Origin of the sequence: Xanthomonas axonopodis pv. maculifoliigardeniae, from assembly GCF_041519315.1 — a bacterium.
In the GTDB taxonomy this organism is placed as follows: domain Bacteria; phylum Pseudomonadota; class Gammaproteobacteria; order Xanthomonadales; family Xanthomonadaceae; genus Xanthomonas; species Xanthomonas euvesicatoria.
The window spans coordinates 4794241-4810720 of record NZ_CP167998.1; the positions used below are offsets into that span (position 1 = coordinate 4794241).

Annotated in this window: 16 protein-coding genes and 1 pseudogene; 10 read left to right on the forward strand and 7 right to left on the reverse strand. The window is 61.9% G+C overall.

Annotated elements, in window-relative coordinates; translation table 11 throughout:
* Positions 1–338 precede the first annotated feature (338 nt).
* From ACDH77_RS20320 to xopAV, 6 genes are all read left to right on the forward strand, one after another.
* Positions 339–1889 carry a choice-of-anchor Q domain-containing protein gene (locus ACDH77_RS20320; protein WP_338339026.1) on the forward strand — a complete coding sequence of 517 codons (1551 nt, stop codon included), beginning with the start codon at positions 339–341 and terminating at the stop codon, positions 1887–1889.
* Positions 1890–2240: 351 nt separating this feature from the next.
* Positions 2241–3092, forward strand: a complete 852-nt coding sequence (locus ACDH77_RS20325; RefSeq protein WP_008574601.1) for a hypothetical protein — start codon at positions 2241–2243, stop codon at positions 3090–3092.
* 463 nt (positions 3093–3555) lie between these two features.
* Positions 3556–4392, forward strand: coding sequence for a restriction endonuclease (locus ACDH77_RS20330; RefSeq protein ID WP_372173159.1), 837 nt, complete (start codon positions 3556–3558; stop codon positions 4390–4392).
* A gap of 59 nt (positions 4393–4451) precedes the next feature.
* A complete protein-coding gene (xopAJ, locus tag ACDH77_RS20335) occupies positions 4452–5804 on the forward strand; it encodes a zeta toxin family type III secretion system effector XopAJ/AvrRxo1 (protein WP_372353638.1) in 1353 nt (450 codons plus the stop codon).
* A gap of 17 nt (positions 5805–5821) precedes the next feature.
* Entirely contained in the window at positions 5822–6118 is a 297-nt protein-coding gene (locus ACDH77_RS20340; RefSeq protein ID WP_014091543.1) for a hypothetical protein, read from the forward strand.
* A 250-nt stretch (positions 6119–6368) separates the two neighbouring features.
* Positions 6369–7067 carry a type III secretion system effector XopAV gene (xopAV, locus tag ACDH77_RS20345; protein WP_223866240.1) on the forward strand — a complete coding sequence of 233 codons (699 nt, stop codon included), beginning with the start codon at positions 6369–6371 and terminating at the stop codon, positions 7065–7067.
* A 168-nt stretch (positions 7068–7235) separates the two neighbouring features.
* Here xopAV and ACDH77_RS20350 read toward each other — a convergent pair whose 3' ends face one another.
* From ACDH77_RS20350 to ACDH77_RS20360, 3 genes are all read right to left on the reverse strand, one after another.
* Positions 7236–7712: a nuclear transport factor 2 family protein gene (locus tag ACDH77_RS20350; protein ID WP_031425210.1), complete on the reverse strand. Its 477-nt coding sequence runs from the start codon at positions 7710–7712 to the stop codon at positions 7236–7238.
* Between the two features lie 63 nt (positions 7713–7775).
* Positions 7776–8345, reverse strand: coding sequence for a TetR/AcrR family transcriptional regulator (locus ACDH77_RS20355; RefSeq protein ID WP_372353639.1), 570 nt, complete (start codon positions 8343–8345; stop codon positions 7776–7778).
* 116 nt (positions 8346–8461) lie between these two features.
* Complete coding sequence (locus ACDH77_RS20360; RefSeq protein ID WP_041469930.1) at positions 8462–9034, reverse strand: TetR/AcrR family transcriptional regulator; 573 nt, start codon at positions 9032–9034, stop codon at positions 8462–8464.
* Positions 9035–9117: 83 nt separating this feature from the next.
* Between ACDH77_RS20360 and ACDH77_RS20365 the strand changes: the two genes are divergently transcribed.
* The gene (locus ACDH77_RS20365; RefSeq protein ID WP_008571767.1) at positions 9118–9861 is read left to right on the forward strand and encodes a glucose 1-dehydrogenase; all 744 of its coding nucleotides are present in this window, start codon (positions 9118–9120) and stop codon (positions 9859–9861) included.
* Between the two features lie 364 nt (positions 9862–10225).
* Here ACDH77_RS20365 and ACDH77_RS20370 read toward each other — a convergent pair whose 3' ends face one another.
* Positions 10226–10744: a hypothetical protein gene (locus tag ACDH77_RS20370; protein WP_029820574.1), complete on the reverse strand. Its 519-nt coding sequence runs from the start codon at positions 10742–10744 to the stop codon at positions 10226–10228.
* 566 nt (positions 10745–11310) lie between these two features.
* Here ACDH77_RS20370 and ACDH77_RS20375 point away from each other — a divergent pair.
* The 3 genes from ACDH77_RS20375 to ACDH77_RS20385 all read left to right on the forward strand — a co-directional run bounded on the left by ACDH77_RS20375 (position 11311) and on the right by ACDH77_RS20385 (position 14004).
* Complete coding sequence (locus ACDH77_RS20375) at positions 11311–11643, forward strand: hypothetical protein (protein WP_057682234.1); 333 nt, start codon at positions 11311–11313, stop codon at positions 11641–11643.
* A 188-nt stretch (positions 11644–11831) separates the two neighbouring features.
* Positions 11832–13757, forward strand: a complete 1926-nt coding sequence (locus ACDH77_RS20380; RefSeq protein ID WP_372353640.1) for a M61 family peptidase — start codon at positions 11832–11834, stop codon at positions 13755–13757.
* A 67-nt stretch (positions 13758–13824) separates the two neighbouring features.
* Positions 13825–14004: a hypothetical protein gene (locus ACDH77_RS20385; protein WP_003482327.1), complete on the forward strand. Its 180-nt coding sequence runs from the start codon at positions 13825–13827 to the stop codon at positions 14002–14004.
* A 102-nt stretch (positions 14005–14106) separates the two neighbouring features.
* Here ACDH77_RS20385 and xopQ read toward each other — a convergent pair whose 3' ends face one another.
* The 3 genes and pseudogenes from xopQ to ACDH77_RS20400 form a co-directional block, all read right to left on the reverse strand.
* Complete coding sequence (gene xopQ, locus ACDH77_RS20390) at positions 14107–15501, reverse strand: type III secretion system effector XopQ (RefSeq protein ID WP_372353641.1); 1395 nt, start codon at positions 15499–15501, stop codon at positions 14107–14109.
* Positions 15502–15858: 357 nt separating this feature from the next.
* Complete coding sequence (locus ACDH77_RS20395) at positions 15859–16149, reverse strand: HigA family addiction module antitoxin (RefSeq protein ID WP_372353642.1); 291 nt, start codon at positions 16147–16149, stop codon at positions 15859–15861.
* A 17-nt stretch (positions 16150–16166) separates the two neighbouring features.
* A pseudogene (locus ACDH77_RS20400) lies at positions 16167–16449 on the reverse strand (type II toxin-antitoxin system RelE/ParE family toxin).
* Positions 16450–16480 lie beyond the last annotated feature (31 nt).

Below are 16480 nucleotides of genomic sequence, written 5' to 3' on the forward strand. Positions count from 1 at the left end.
GCAGCATGGTAACGCGCGATGCGGCGACGCACTGCATGCAGCGTGGCAGTTGCATGCAGCAGTGCAGCATCGGTCGATCGCTGCACTGGCCGTAGTCGGCATGCGCGAAGCGATGTGCGCCCGCGCGATGGCGCCGCATCGACGCGTGGTGTGATGGAACTTAGGTTGGAAGCGCGATGCGTGTGATCGCGCCGCATGCCACGCCTCGATCGCGACGCTGCGGCTTGCAATACACCTGTCATCAAATCCGTTGACGTTGCGTACGTGCAACCGGCTCTCCTTCGATCCCTTTCTCAAGCAGGAACATCACCATGCGTTCAACACTTCACGCCACCGTCGTGACGGCGGGGCTTCTTGCGCTGGTCACCACCAGTGCGGCCATCGCCGCCGTGCCATCGGTGGCGCAATGCACCACGCCGCAGCCGTGGGCGCACTCCAATGCCGGCGTGGTGGTCGGCAACGGCACGGCCGCCAGTTGTACCGCCAGCGCACTCGCCACTGCGGTGGCGCAAGGCGGCTATGTCACCTTCAACTGCGGCACGCGTGCGACCAGCATCGCCGTCAACCAGACCATCAACATCAGCGCCAGCACGCCAACGGTGATCGATGGTCAGGGCAAGATCACCCTGGATGGCCGCCAGGCCGCGCGTATCTTCCAGGTGCAGAACGGCAATGCACTGTCGGTGCGCAATCTCAAACTGCAGAACGGCAGCTCCGTGCAGCCGGCATCCAACACCCAGTACGCGCCCGGCACCTGGGGTGGCGGCGCGATCAAGGTCAGCTACCGCGGCAAGCTGGAAGTGATCAACAGCCAGTTCCTGAGCAACCGCAGCAGCATTGGGGGTGGTGCCATCTTTGCCGGCAGCGATACCGACGTGACCATCGTCAAGAGCGCGTTCTCCAAGAACACCTCCTGGCTGGGCGGCGCGCTCTACACGCAGCTCAGCCGTCTGACCATCGTCAATTCCGAATTTGTCGGTAACCAGGCCATCAATGCGCCGGCCGGCTTCCCGGATGCCGACCAGTTCGGCAACAGCGGCGCAATCGACACCGACGGCGCCTCGCTCGCCGGCTACCTCAACGCCGCCGCCGGTGGCGCCACGCTCTCGGTGTGCGGCACGGTGGTGCGCAATAACAGCGCGGCCAACAGCGGCGGCGGCGCCACGTTGTGGGCGTATGCACCGGACACCATCGACGTGCGCTACTCCACCTTCGCCAACAACATCGCCTATGGCGGCCCGGCCGGCGGTGCGCGCATCAGCCTGGGCTTCGGCGATACCACACACTCCGGCACCACAATCAGTACGCCGGGCATCATCAACGTCGAAGAAACCAGCTTCATCTCCAACCGCGCCGAAAAGAGCAACGCCGGCGCCTTGTACATGGACTGCTACGGCCCGTCCTGCAACGTCAGCAACAGCACCTTCTATGGCAACTATGCAAAGGGTGTGGGCGCGGCGATCCAGCATGTGGGTTGGCAGCCGTCCAATGGCGACCAGGGCAAGACCACGGTGCGCTTCAACAACGTCACCTTCGCCGAGAACACGCCAGGGTCGACGTTGTTCGGTAGTGGATTCGACATCCGCAACAGCATCTTCTATTCCAAGACCGAGCGCACCTTCTGCAGCGACCAAAGCAGCACCGGCAACAACCTGATCGAGTACTCGGCTGCGGGCGGCCTGTTCCACAGCTGCCTCACCGCCGGCCTCGCACGCGCCACCAATCCGCTGCTGGGCGCACCGGCCGCCAATGGCGGCCCCACGCTTACCCAATTGCCGGCGGCCAACAGCCCGGTGCGCAACCTCGGCAGCAACTGCCGCACGATCGACCAGCGTGGTGTTGCGCGTGATACCGCGGTCTGCGATGTGGGTGCGGTGGAAATCAAGTAAATCGAACTGCGTGTCCCCGTTCCCTGGCGAGGACGCGCATTGTGTGGCCGAGTGGCTTAAGCCTGCTCGGTCATGCGATCAAGGATCCCCAGGACCAGCCCCTTTGTGCCGGCGACTGCGTCATCGAATCTGGCCTTGTTGTGATGCGCACAGCTTGCTCAACCGCTGAAGCCGATCAAGCTGCATGTTGAAATCTTGCGCAGTTCCGGATTGGTCAATGCGCAGCTGCACGCAAAAGCGCGGCAGCGATCTACTTCGTTTGCTGCGGCGGCGCTTCGTCCCTAAAAAAATAGTTAATTGCCGAGGAATTACGATGTCTTGAGTTGTTTCACCATAACCTCGTAGGAAAAGATGATTAATATTTACTTCGCGCGTCCAGATACGTCTCAAAAGAAAATGGGACGTGCACGTCGCGGCTCTTTGATCGCCGTTGGTGTCCTGGCGCTCCTTGCGTCTGCCTCGGCGCTTGCCATTGATCAGGCCAGACTCCGGCAGCCAGTGGTTGGCGGTACGGTGCTGACGATGAGCCTGGGTAACCGCTGCACTGCCGGCCTTGTGCTTAAGCAGACAGGCGTCCTTGCTAACTTGACGCCCTATCGGAGAGCGGTCCGGTTCGTTCTGACTGCAGGTCACTGTGGTGACTACAACAGCACAGTGTCCGTAGATGGGGCAGATCTTGGCTATGTCTCATGGAAATCGAGCGTTTCAGATCTCGAATTGATTCGCGTGGAACCGGTGCTGCATAACTACCGGCACTGCGAAGCGCCATCAACGGGAATTCACTGCACAATCGTTTCGACCTACGAGCCGCGTGCGGTAGGCAAGGTCCTGCTCTCGCGGGCAATTCTTTATCGGTCGCGCGCTGGCGGGCTCGATACGATTGCGGTCAATGGCCACACGCCCGCTCCTCCGACTGACCGCTTCTGCACAAGCGGCATGAGCACCGACGTGTTGTGCGACTGGACCGATGCGCGCATTCCTGCAAATTTCCCAGACCCAGGACTCCAAGGACTGCATGCCGCCACCCCGGACTTCGGCGGCCTGACAGGTCCAGGCGACTCCGGCGGACCGGTGGTGAGCTCATCGGGAGTGATGCATGGGATCATTAAAGGTCAATACGATAATCTGAACATGATGTTTTATACATCTACAGCTCAGTTCTTCCGTGAGCAGCCTGATTATACGATTGCACCACCAAACTGATTTCGGCAGTGAAATGATTTGACGAAGTATTCGCCTATCACTCCGGGCCGGCAGCCCCTTCCCCTTCAAGGGAAGGGGTTGAATGGAACGAGTTGCCGCAACTGAGTGTTGCCCGCTTGATCTCAAGGCAGAGAACCTTCAAACCTGCCTCCACCGACGATCCAAAGACTCCGCTCGTAACGATGGCCAAGTTGGCGACCACTAGCCCGCATTGCATCTGGTCATGTTGATCGTCGTATCCGAAAACAATCCGCGCGCAACCCGTTCAAGAGTCGGCTTGCGGCTGCCGATGCAACTGCCGACGTAGTTTTAGCGGACTCAAGCATTGAGATCCGTGTAAGCCTTCCGCGCTGAAGTGCACGATCCTAATCACTTGATGGGGTGCAGATCGCAATAGCATCGTTCGCTTGCTGACAACACGCGTTTCAGCAGTTATGTTCGAACCTGGAACGGGGGTTCTTGCATGGGACGCAGAAAGAAGCAGAGTGGGTTTGAAGCGTTGGCCGCGTTGCCGTGGCCGCTCGGCCTTGTAGCGGGAATCGTTGGGTATCTTGGAGTGCGCTACGGCATCGGCTGGTGGTTCTCCCACCATGGCGGGATGCTGTCGCAAGGGTTTGCCCAACAGTCGAGTGGGGCGTTCGCGCCATTGGCGTGGATGCTGCTCGGCATCTGCTGGCTCGCCGCGCTGTGCTCCTATCTGGGCTCACGCAGCCGGCAACGCTTTCTGGACACACGTACCACCCTGGAGAGCCTGGCCGCTGGCGGCTGGCGCCAATTCGAACGATTGGTAGGCGAAGCATTTCGCCGCCAAGGCTATAGCGTCGAAGAAACCGGCCTGGGCGGTGCAGACGGCGGCATCGACCTGATTCTGCGCAAGGACGGCCGCCGCACACTCGTGCAATGCAAACAGTGGAAACGCCAGCAGGTTGGCGTCAGCGTGGTGCGCGAAATGTACGGCCTGCTGGCACATCACCAGGCCCACGCGGTCAAGATCGCCTGCATCGGCACTTACACGAAAGACGCCGAGCGCTTTGCCGAAGGCAAACCGATCGAATTGATCGGCGGCGAACAGTTGCTGAACATGATCCAAGCGGTGCAGCAGCAAGACACAGGGCAGCCGATGGCGATATCCGCGCGCGTTGAGCCTGTCTTTGCTTCACCTGATTCTTCTACTTCTGGAAATCTCGTCAATCCAGGCTGCCCACGCTGCGGCAGCACGCTTGTGCAGAGGACAAACCGGCGCACCGGCCAGGACTTCCTAGGTTGTATCCAGTTTCCCAAGTGCAGAGGAACTTCGTAAGCGAACCTGACCCCCGTTTTTTTCATTTTTCATAGGTTCGTTTGCTGCTCATGTAGTTCGTGGGTGTGCGAGTCGCGGTTCGAATCGCGACTAATGTTGCAGAGTCAGTCGGACTGTATTTTCTTGGACTCTGGACATTTTTTAACATGAAAAACAAGATAGGCATTGCTGGCACAGCCGGGCTTTCTACTTCTCATGTTCCTTTCGATGACGCAGAATCCAAAGGCGTCCAAGCTGAGTCATCACAAGCGGCGCCGGAGTATAAATTCCAGACCCAGCTTGATAATTTGCCGGCTAGACCCCCTAGTTCGAAGAGCAGTAACACCACTCATGCTTATATTCATGCATCGCCGCCGCATTCGGTGCCGATCGCAGGTACATCGACCGCCGCGGTGACACATCAACAGGCTACTCAGCTTAAAGGCACCGATGAGTTATATGGTTTGGGCAACCTCCCATCTTCTGGTCCGGGGCGATGGGAGTATCTGGCGAATCCAGAGAACTGGCATCCGGAGCGCCGTAAGTTACACGAAAAGCTATTAGAAGAAGCACGATCTTCTGCCTTGACCCTGGCGGAATCTCTTGAGCGCGATGGCTGCCAACCGACATTGTTTGCGTTGCGCGGAAACACTGCCACGGGTAAAACGCGGATAGCCACAAAAAAAATTCCAGCTCTCGCCGCAGCTCTGGAGAAGACAGGTGGGAAAGGTTGCATCAATCCAGATGTATTCAAGAGTTCGCTTGCGAAGTCGGAGGCCGGCGCCAAGATATTTAGCTCGGCGCAAGTTCATAACGAATCATGTTTTCTTGCTGACCATTTTGAAGACGGGCTTCGCTCTCAAAGGACAGGCAGCGGTGCAATCGCTAGCATTGTTGTCGACAAGCGCTTGGCAAGGGCGTACGAAATCGACAGCTATATAGAACTAGCCAAAGAAACAGGTCGAAAAGTTGAATTGTGCGATATCGATGCACCCCTTGAGAATTCTTTGACGGGAGTTTTGCAACGGAAACCTGAAGGTGAAGATCCTAGGCCTCCTTACCCTGTAGTCTCAAGTGGATTTGTGGCCGTACGAAGCAATAGACTGGGTGTGATAGACAGGTTCATCGCCGATCCGGGCTTGGGAAACTATCGACTATTCGGAACAGCCGAGGATGGTAAGAAGGTCATGGTTGCTAGCGTCATGGGCGGTGAGTTGAGTGTAGAGGATGCTGATTTATATGAAAAGATAACGTCCCCGCAGGCCTCGGCTACCGGTGATTTGGCTGATAAGATAATCGACAATGAATTGATTGATCGTCTGACAAATAATATAGATGATCCCGAACGCGCGGCGAATACGCGAGCCGCGCTGAAAAAATATAACGGCAAGTCATGGTCGGCCGCGCTAGCTGCTCATAGCGAGCTAATTTGATTGACAGGAAAATAGCGATGAAAACTTTGAAAGGCGCAGAGGCGCTCGAATTTCATAAGAAGCTTAAGGAACGCAATGAAGCCCTACATGCTTCTGATATCGCGTCAGCATTAGTACACGCCGATGCCGTCGGCAAGGAACGGTTTGATCTCGAGGAACTGGAAAAACTTTGCGATACCAGTAATGCGGGGCGCCTTACTGATGTGAAAGAGCGCCGCGACATATATGAGCGGATGTACTACGTCGAGTATCCTAAAATTATGACGTTAAAGGAATTTGCTCGTATCGTTGAGACACTTTCCTCTTGGTCGTGACAGCCAGGCTGGTGCATTTACAATGATGGTTTTGTATCTACCGATAGCTTAGCTGGCTCAGTCTGAGTCCTCGGCGCAAGCTAGGTAGGTTCAAGTGTGTAAACCAGGAAACTGGGTCAGGTTGAATTTCTAAATGGACCTGATTCCGTTCTTGCGACTTCGTCGAAAGCGCGTGCGTTTCGGCGCGCGATGAGGCGCGGCGATGTTTCGATGAGAAAATTGGCCTCGACCATCCATGGTGAGGTGTCTCATGCATCCCGCAGTGTTACCGTCCTTGTCGCCGATGGCGAGAAGAGAAGAGATCGATCTGGAACGCGGTCATGCCGAGATCGAACTCGGCGCCACAGAGCCGCGACATGCCGATGCACGGATAGATGCACAGTTGCAAGGCCTACCACAACAACCGGTGCGCAGAGCTTCGACCAGAACGACGGGGCAACGGATTGCAGGCCACGTTTCGACCGTCGCCGGCATCGGCGCCGCTCTCACTGGTATCGCTTCGATTCCTCCACCCATGGTCGCATTCATGGGCTATATCAGCGAGAAAGACCAACTTGCAAAGTACAGCGGAATTGCCGCGCTGGCCGGTGTTGCCACTACCTGCGCGCTCAGTGCCGTCCAGCGCCTGGCACACGCTTATGCGTATGGAAACAACATCAGTTCCAGGGCCCGCGCAATGGGAATGACGGACGGCTGCATGAACCGCGCGGTCGACATTGTCACGATGCCCGAGGAGCACGATCGCGCCGCGCATCCGATGAACGAGCATGAGACCCAGCTGCTCGCCGACGATCTGCTGCGGTTGGCGACGTGGGAGCCTTCCAGATTGGAGCCGGGCCTATGGGAGGCGGCCAGCGGCGTTGGCGATGACGCGGACGCGCTGGTCGATCGCCTGCTTGCCTTTAGAAGGTCGGTGACGGCGGCCGCCACAGCGTCGTCCTCCGAATAAGGTACAACTACGGAAACGGGGCGGAAACGGAGTCAGGTTTACTTTCTGAGTGAACTTGACCCTGTTTCCTTGCCACCTCCCCTGCATGCCAATGACGCAGCCGGGGCCAGACAAAAGCCCCCGTGCAGAAGCACCGCCGAGGGCTTGCATCTCAGTCGCCTAGAACCTCTACATACCCAGATCAGACAGCCCCGGATGATCGTCCGGGCGACGGCCCAGCGGCCAGTGGAACTTGCGGTCGCTTTCCTTGATCGGCATGTCGTTGATGCACGAGAAGCGGCGCTCCATCAGGCCATCGGCGCCGAATTCCCAGTTCTCGTTGCCGTAGGAGCGGAACCAGTTGCCTGAATCGTCGCGCCATTCGTAGGCGTAGCGCACGGCAATACGGTTTTCGGTAACGGCCCACAGTTCCTTGATCAGGCGGTACTCAAGCTCCTTGTTCCATTTGCGCGCAAGAAACTGCCGCGCTTCTTCCCGACCGTTGGTGAACTCGGTACGGTTTCGCCATTGGGTGTCGAGCGAATAGGCAAGCGACACTTTGTCGGCATCGCGGGAATTCCAACCGTCTTCGGCGAGTCGTACCTTTTCGATCGCCGATTCGCGGGTGAAGGGGGGAAGCGGCGGGCGAGCGTGAGCGTTGGACATGGCACAGCCTCCAATCAAAGTGGATACATCGGTGTTTTGAGCTTGCGACGGAGCGTCAGGCCGCTAGCCGGTGGCCTGCTTTAGCAACAACTGCGCGATATCCCTTGCGGTGTCTGCGGCGTCTTCGTCACCCATCACGCGCGAGACGGTGATTGCGCCTTCCATGAGAAGCAGCAGCTGGCGCGCCAGTGCGGCCGGCTGCGTAATACCCAGTTGCCCGGTCAGTTCCAGCGTGTAGTCGAGCAACTTCTGTTTGTGATGCTTGGCGATCTTGCGAATTGGATCGTCGGGGTCCCCGACCTCGCCTGCGGTGTTGATGAAGGCACAGCCGCGGTAACCGACAGACTGGAACCATTCCTTGAGCACCGTGAACATGCGCAGGATGCGCGCCTCGGGGCTGTCGGCCTTGTCGCATTCGCGCCTGAACCACTCGAGCCAACGGACGTCGCGCGCGCTCAGTGCCGCGGCGGCCACCTCGTCCTTGTTGTCGAAGTGGCGGTAGATGCTTTTCCGCGCCACGCCTGAGGTCTTCACCAGCAGGTCCATGCCGGTGGCATGGATGCCGTGCCGATAGATCAGCGCCTCAGCCGTTGCCAGGATCTTCTGTTGGGTGTCGTTGGTTGGCTTGTCCACGGCGCCAAGGTAGAACGATCGTTCTCCCTTGTCAACGATCGCGCGTGCGTAGGTTCCGAGCCCTCACCACCCGACACGAACGATCGGGCAATCCGGACGTCATCGTGTCAGCCGCCTCATGCAGCCGACGCCGCCCTTGGCGCTGCAATGCCGTCGACGAACAGCCCGATCAGATGCGCGATGCGCGTCTTCGGCGAGCCATGCTGTTCGGTGGCCAGCGAGGTGGCGATGGCGACGACGACGAGATCGTCGAAGCAGACATCGCAGCGGACGACGCCGCTGTTCTGCGCGCTACGCAAACGTTGCTGCCCTTCCTTGCTGACGGCCTCGCACCCTGGCGTGCCGCTCTGCAGCACGGCGCCGAGCGACGCAGCCAGGCCACGATAGACACTGGTGTGCAGTGCCAGATCCTCCAGATACGCGCGCAGCGCGGCCAGCGCGTCGAGCGAACTGGCGCGCGCGTGACTGGAAGCCGCCAGCGACAGGAAGCGCCCGCTATAGGCCGCGGCAAACAACGACTCGCGTGTGGGGAAGCGCCGATACAGCGTGCCGATGCCCACACCGGCGCGCTTGGCGACGTCTTCCATCGACGCCTCGGCGCCGCGCTCCAGGAATACCTCCTCGGCCGCGGCGAGCAGGCGCTCGCGGTTTCGCTGGGCATCGGCGCGCAAGGGAGTGTCGGCGGTCAACGGGCTCTTCCGGCGTGACTTGTGGAAGTGGAGGCTACCTCCATATAATAAGTGGAGCAATCCTCCACTTGCTGGGAAACACCATGGGCAAGCGATTCGAAGGCAAGGTGGTCGTGGTCACTGGCGGTACGGACGGCATCGGGCTGGTGACCGCGCAGGCGTTTTCGGCCGAAGGCGCGCAGGTCTACGTCACGGGGCGGCGGCAGGACCGGTTGGACGCTGCGGTGGCGGAGATCGGCGGCGGCGCGGTGGGCGTGCAGGGCGATGTCGGCGTGCCCGAGGACATGGACCGGCTCTATGCGCGCATCCAGCAGGAGCACGGCCGGCTGGATGTCGTCTTTGCCAACGCGGGGGTTTCCGAGTCGGCCGCGCTTGGCGAGATCGACGTTGCGCACCTGGAACGCCTGCTGGCGACCAACATCAAGGGCACGGTCTTCACCGTGCAGAAGGCGCTGCCACTGATGGCCAGCGGCGGCGCCGTGATCCTGGCCGGCTCTGTGGCTGGCAGCAAGGGCATTGGCGCGCTCTCGGTCTACAGCGCCACGAAGGCAGCCATCCGCTCGTTCGCGCGCACCTGGACGAGCGACCTGAAAAGCCGCGGCATCCGCGTGAATGTGGTGTCGCCCGGCATGGTCCACACACCGGCCATGCAGACCTACCTGGAAGCCAATGCAGGGGCCGAGGACGCGTTCAAGCAGATGATTCCGTTCGGGCGTCTGGGCGACGCCGAAGAGATTGCCGAGGCGGTACTGTTCCTGGCCTCGGACGCGTCCAGCTTCATCGCGGGGCACGAGTTGTTTATCGATGGCGGAGTCATGGCGATTTAGGCCGCTGCCAGAGCGCTGCGATCCGCCAGGGCGACCGCGCGCTCGATCGCCCGCAGGTGGCGGTTGTCGCCATGTTTGCTGGAAACGCGGCCGGGGTTACTTTTTCGGTGGCCTTGTCCAATGGTTGCCGCCGATCAGGGGGTACTCCGGCATCCCGTCGCCACGCCATGTCGCCTTGCGCACTGGCCGTGCGTCGCGACACCGAGAACCGATCGATCTGCTCCAGCGTGGCGCCGAACCTGCAGCGCGCTATTGGGTGAAGCCTGAGCGCGGTTTTTCCGGTTTGCTGCCTGTGTCATGTCGAGCACTCCAGCCGCCCAGCGAACGGTCGTCGTAAGCGCCTGGAATGCATGCCAACGGTCGATCACGACGCCGAACGCGCTACCGTGCAGTGCTGAGCCACGCACACGATGGCAGTGATTGTGCCGCCTGCGCCCGCAGACCCCGCGTCGCTCACAGTGCCGCCAAGGCGTTGCATGAGTGCCACCATCGGGGCCAGGTTGTCGCCCCCGTTGTTGGTCCAGGTACCCGAAAGTTCGCTGGCTTGCTTCGGAATCGATTGGCCCGCTGCGGTTCTTTCGCTACCGGGTTCGGATTTTCCGTTGGCCTGATTCACATCAACGATCACGCCGACATATGAGCCGTCCTTGAAGACAACTCTGAAAAGCAAGTTTGCCCGATGCGGGTTGGCCCGCGACGCCGTGGTCCCGGAGCCTGTGACCTGTTGTATCAGCGAGCTGCTGCCCGTGGCAGATTCAACCATGGCCCTGAGATTTGCGTCGGTGACGTAATCGTATGCGCTTTTCTCGCGTGCATGAGAATTCAATCCCAGCATCTCGATCGGGATATTGTAAATAGGTCGAATGGTGCCCCCATCGATCACGTGAAACGTGTGCGCGTTGGCGAGCTCTTGAGTCGCTCCAGCGGATGGCGTCTGCTGCTGCGCGATTGGCGTCGGTGGAGCTTTCTCCGATGCGGGCACTGTGTCGCCGTCTGATCCAACGTACCACTGTTGAACCAGGTTATCTTCTACGTTGTAGACGATGTGGGTGCCGGGTCCCCTGCGCACCGCTTCAGCACGAAAATCGCTGTCTACTCGGCAAGTGTCGCACCGGATTGCAACGGCCTGGGCCCAGGCCGAGACAACGGCACATCCTGTCGCCAGCACAGCGCTCCATATGTGCTTCACGATATCTCCGTAATTTTTTGCGAAGGCAGTTCAAACAGCCTATTTGAGGGGGTCTTTTGTCGCAACAGGTTCGCATGTGACGCGTTTTCGCACTTGGCAGAAGGTGCGGGAGCAGAGGCAGAATTGACGTAGGACAAGAGTCGGGTCGACTTCTTCCAACCTCATCGGTGCTCGCATTCGAGGCCTGGGCGAATACCCCTTGACCTCCCATACATCCCCCACCCGCCATCCTCGCTGCAGCCTCAACTGGAGAACGCACGATGATGAAGTGGATGGGCACCGCGCTGGCCGCGGCAGTGTTGATGAGCGGTTGCGCCAAGGTGGAAGGCGAGAAGTTCGTTGGGCATTGGGTCAACCTGCAGTCGCAGGACGAGACGATGGACATCGAGCGCAATGGCGAGACCTTCATGGTGCGCAGCACCACACCGAAGTTCTTCAGCCGCCAGCCCAAGACCGAAAGCTACCCGGCGGTGTACAAGGACGGCGCATTGCAGGTCACCAACGATGGCGAGACGGTGAACTTCGCCATCGACGAGAGCAACGGCCATCTCAATACCGGTGGTGAGCAATACGAGCGCGTACCGGCCAAATAAGAGCAGCTGTCACCGGCGCCCGCGTGCAGACCTTGACGGCCGCACGCGGGCGTTCGGCATCTGGGCACGTGTGTGCGTCCGTCGATGCGGATGCATGCGCCGAAGCGAGCTGTAGCAGCGCGCTGTTTTCGAGATGGCTGCATGCTGTTGCAGGCGTATAGGATCACGGCCTTGTTCGAGGCCGTGCAATGCGCATCCATTCAAGACACATTCCCCCTTTTCGCTTTGCGCGTGCGTCGGTCTTGGCGGTGGTGCTCGCACTGTTGGCAGGCCAAGGGTTCGCGCAATCCAGTCACGGCCCGACGTACGTTGCCCCGACGCCGACGGTTGCGCCGCCGGCAGACCATGCCTTTGCCGGGGTGATGCGCGTGGACGTGGATGCCACCGACGTAGCGCGCCGCATCTTCGCTGTGCGCCAGCAGATACCGGTAGACGCGGGCGGCATAATAACGCTGCTGTATCCACGTTGGGAGGCCGCCAGCCACGGGCCGAGCCTGACAGTGACCGATCTTGCCGGCCTGGAGGTCAGTGCAGCGGGCCGCCGCCTGGCATGGCGGCGCGATGCCTATGAGCCGCATGCCTTCCACGTGCAGGTGCCGGCCGGCGTGCAGCAGCTCGATGTGCGGTTCCAGATGGTGGCCGGCGGCGAGTTGCTGACACGCGACATCGTGTCTGTGCCCTGGCAGCGGTTGGTGCTGTATCCGGCCGGTTGGTATGCGCGGAATATTCCCGTGGCCGCCATGTTGACGCTGCCCGACGGGCTGCGACCGTTCAGTGCCTTGGACATGGAGCGCGTGCGCGGCACGCACTACGTCTTCAAGACGACATCGCTGGAAACGCTGCTGGATGCGCCGGTGCTCGCCGGCCGATACGCCGCGCAGCTGCCGCTGAGCGGGGCGGTGTCGCTGGATATCGTGGCGCAGCGGCCCGCCGACCTGCAGGTGCCGCCCGCACGTGTGGCCGAACTACGTTCGCTGCTTGCGCAGCTGGGCGCGGTGTTCGGTCCGCCGCCGTTTGCACGCTACGCCATCCTGGCGCGGCTGAGCGACGAGGGGTCGGCTGGCGGCACCGAGCATCGTGCGTCCAGCGAGAACGGTTTGGCCTCGTCGCATTTCCAGGACTGGCCGGGCCAGATCCTCTCGCGCGACCTGATTGCGCACGAAATCGTGCATGCCTGGAACGGCTTTTACCGGACGCCTGCCGATTTATGGGCACCGACGCCGAACGTGCCGGTCTCCGGAAGCCTGTTGTGGATGTACGAGGGACAGACCGAGTTCTGGGGCCGCGTGCTGGCGACACGGGCCGGCCAGTTCACGCCCGATGAGGTGCGCGACCGCCTGGCGCTGGAAGCAGCGGAGATCGCAACGCGGCCCGGGCGGGCATGGCGCTCCTTATCCGACGACGTGCACTACCCGGCTTTCATGTTGCGCCAGCCGGTGGCGTGGCGCGACTGGCAGCGCCGGCGCGATTACTACTCCGAAGGCGTGATGCTGTGGCTGGCCGTGGATGCCGAACTGCGCACGCGCAGCGGCGGCAAGCGCAGCATCGACGATTTCGCGCAGCGCTTCTTCGCCGGCGCCACGCCGGACGCGCCCACGCGGACCTATACGTTCGAGGACATCTGCGCCACGTTGCATGCGGTGGCGCCAGCGAACTGGGCAGGTTTCCTGCGCGGGTGGATCGATGCCCACGACGAACTGGACACCACGCGCGGACTGGCCCAACACGGTTGGGCGCTGGTCTACACCGACACGCCGACGGCCGCGTTGCGTGCCAGCGAAGCGGAAGCTGGCGTTGCCGATCTCACCTACTCGATCGGATTGACGGTACGCGCCGACGGCATGGTGCGCACGGTGGCCTGGAACGGCCCCGCGTTCGCGGCCGGGCTGCGGCCGGGCACGCGCGTGTTGACCGTCAATGGATCGCCGTTCGAGCAGGACGCGTTGCGCGATGCGGTGCGCGACTGCATTCGCCGCCCCATCGTGTTGGGCATCGCACAGGACGAGCAGCGTGCAGACGTGCAGATCCAGTACACCGGACCACTGCGCTACCCACGGCTGGAGCGGCTGGCCGGGCGGCCCGACACCCTGGCCAAGCTGCTTGCGCCACGCTGAGGCGATGGGCGCCGGCTGCCGCCACCGGTTGTCGCGTCTTCCCCTGCGCCAGACCCTCTGCCCTTCCATGGCGCACAAGCCTTACAGTGCGCTGGCACGCCGGGTCCGGCGCTGCCCGACCGTTCAATCCAGCAACCACGAGGGTGTCATGAGCAAGGGGATGGACCAGAAGAAGAACCAGAAGAAAGAGCCGACCAAGACGCTGAAAGAAAAGCGCGCGGCCAAGCAGGAAAAGAGGGGCAAGTAAGCCGCCCGGCCTGTTGGCAGGCGGACGAACTGGAGGGGAAGCCCAACCTCGCGCTTCGCGGATGACGCCCGACGGCGCCACTCCGCGAAAGCTGCGGAGCGCTCAGCGCCCGCGTTGCCCCTCGTCCTGCTGGGCGAGCGCGGCCTTGGCCAGCGCCGACAGCAACAGCCTGGCTTTTTCCGGACGCACAACCTCGGCGTGGCCCACGTGCTCCACCGGGCTGGCTCCCTCGCGGTGCATGGGGGTTGGCTGGAACAGCAGGCGCGCGGCGCCGGGCAGCGCTGCCAGCAGGGTCAGCGGATCGTAGAGATTGAGCTTGGTCACCTGTGGCCAGATGGCGTCGAAGCTCAGGGCGCCTTGCTGATCCGCTGCCGCTGGATCCTGCGGTTGTGCTGCGACGAACGTACGGAAGAACCACGCCGTATCCAGGCCGGGGATCAGGTTGGCCTGGATGCCTTCCCACAGGCCTTTCAAGGCGTTTTTCTGCACGTCGCGCAGGTACTCGCCCACGGGGTGGCCATTGCGTGCGATGCCTTCGTAGAACGCCGGCGGTACGGCGGCCCTGTAGGCAGCTTCCTTGCTCAGGATGCGCAGCGGAATGCCGAGTTGCTGCGCGCGGCGGTAGAGCGCACGGGCGGCGTGGATGTCGGTGGCGTTGTTGTAGGCGCGCGTGTCCGGTTGCACGAGACCATCGGCGTCCCTGGCCGGGTCGATGCCCCCCATGATGCTGATGGACGCGACCTTTTCCCGCACCAGATCGCCCGCCTCCGCAAGCAAGGCGCTGGCGTCGGTCATTCCGGCGATGACCACCATGCCGAGCTTGTGGGGCGAGGTCGCCAGGCGCTCGCGCATCGCGCGGACGCCATCGGTGTGCACCGCGTCCGGCGCCGCACGCAGCGCGGCTCCCTCGGCGAGGAACTTGGAATGCTCCCGGGCCTGCGTGGACGTCATGGGATAGTCCTGACCGCGCGCGACGCGAACCTCCGGCAATGCCAGGCGATCGAAGACACCTTTGGCCAGCTGCGCGCGTTGCGATCGCATGTCGGCATCGCCCAGGGTGACGACGACGTCGGTCAGACGCAAAAAGCCTTCGGCCTGCAGCTGCTTGGCGATGGTGTAGGTCACGACATCGTCGGGGTCCTTGTTCGGGTCAGTGAACAGCAGCGTGTCGAGCGGCAACGGCGGCCGGTGCAGACGCAGCTCCCGCAGCACGGCCGCCTCGGTGGGCGTCAGCACGGACGTGTCGGCCACGCCGAGCTCGGCCAGCATGCTGCGCTGGGCAGGCGTCAATCGCGCGGGCAAGCTCTGCGTGCGGCGGTGCCGTGGTCCGTCCGGGCGGGGAGGACGGCCAACGATGGTCTGCAAGGCGCCCGGCGGCGGCGCGGCCGCGTCTGCGGCGGAATGTGCGGGCACGGCGATGGGTGGAGGATCGCGTAGGTCAGCCGTCATGTCTGCGCCGGGCAAGCCGACGGTGGAACGGATTGCGGTGGGCTGCATGGGAGGACCTCTGGCAGTGAACGGCGGTGCTGGCAGCCCCCGTCGGCAACACGACAGAATCGGTGCTCTCGCTCATGCATGCGCAAGGCTGCACGAAACTGTCGCCTGTTCGCGCTCACGCGTGCCACCGTGGGCCGCGGCAATGGCGTGCGGCGCGATCACGCGATCCAGCGGACGGCCAGGCTCGCAACGTTACCCACCTCCAGCGCAGCGCCAGGGCGGCGTGGTGAATTCCTGTGTGCGGCGACGAAGCGTCACCGGCCGGCACGCCGCCGCATCAGCCCAACCCGACGCCGGTGTTGGCGAGCAGCGCATGCGCTATGCCGACTTAGCAGCATGTGCTGGAAGCCGCCCGGATCATGCCGCCAGCCGCTTGATCCGCGCCGGCAAGTCGCCCAGCGCGCGATGCGCCTGCTCCAGTTCGTCGTCGGCCTGCAGGCCAAGCCAGACGCGCTCGGAGGTTCCCAACGCGGCGGCCAGACGCACGGCAGTGTCGGCAGTGATGCCGCGCTTGCCCAGCACGATTTCGTTGATACGGCGCGGCGGGACGCCGGTGGCGCGTGCCAGTGCGTTCTGACTGATGCCCAGAGGCTCGAGAAACTCCTCAAGCAGAATTTCGCCAGGGTGGATATTGGGTGGGACCGTCATCGACAGATGCCTCGTGCTCAGTGGTAATCGACGATTTCGACCTGGACCACATCGCCTTCCATCCATCGGAAGCAGATGCGCCATTGATCGTTGATCCGGATGCGGTACTGGCCGCGCCGCTCGCCCTTCGACGCTTCCAGCCGGTTGGCGGGCGGAATCGGCAGATCGTCGAGATGCGCGGCGGCATTGAGCATGCGCAATTTGCGGCGCGCGACCAATTGGATGTCGGCAGGCAACCGGTGGGAACGCTCACCCAGCCCAGATCTTTTCGGCTTCCTTGTCGGTAAAGCGCCTGATCATGTGACCAATGTGCAGTCGGCCATTGCGGGAC

Bases quoted from the DNA above. Each gene is read 5' to 3' on its own strand.
- xopAV (WP_223866240.1), top strand. From the start codon at position 6,369: ATGCATCCCGCAGTGTTACCGTCCTTGTCGCCGATGGCGAGAAGAGAA.
- ACDH77_RS20375 (WP_057682234.1), top strand. From the start codon at position 11,311: ATGATGAAGTGGATGGGCACCGCGCTGGCCGCGGCAGTGTTGATGAGC.
- ACDH77_RS20350 (WP_031425210.1), bottom strand. From the start codon at position 7,712: ATGTCCAACGCTCACGCTCGCCCGCCGCTTCCCCCCTTCACCCGCGAA.
- ACDH77_RS20365 (WP_008571767.1), top strand. From the start codon at position 9,118: ATGGGCAAGCGATTCGAAGGCAAGGTGGTCGTGGTCACTGGCGGTACG.
- ACDH77_RS20385 (WP_003482327.1), top strand. From the start codon at position 13,825: ATGGCGCACAAGCCTTACAGTGCGCTGGCACGCCGGGTCCGGCGCTGC.
- xopQ (WP_372353641.1), bottom strand. From the start codon at position 15,501: ATGCAGCCCACCGCAATCCGTTCCACCGTCGGCTTGCCCGGCGCAGAC.
- ACDH77_RS20325 (WP_008574601.1), top strand. From the start codon at position 2,241: ATGATTAATATTTACTTCGCGCGTCCAGATACGTCTCAAAAGAAAATG.
- ACDH77_RS20395 (WP_372353642.1), bottom strand. From the start codon at position 16,149: ATGACGGTCCCACCCAATATCCACCCTGGCGAAATTCTGCTTGAGGAG.
- ACDH77_RS20340 (WP_014091543.1), top strand. From the start codon at position 5,822: ATGAAAACTTTGAAAGGCGCAGAGGCGCTCGAATTTCATAAGAAGCTT.
- ACDH77_RS20330 (WP_372173159.1), top strand. From the start codon at position 3,556: ATGGGACGCAGAAAGAAGCAGAGTGGGTTTGAAGCGTTGGCCGCGTTG.
- ACDH77_RS20380 (WP_372353640.1), top strand. From the start codon at position 11,832: ATGCGCATCCATTCAAGACACATTCCCCCTTTTCGCTTTGCGCGTGCG.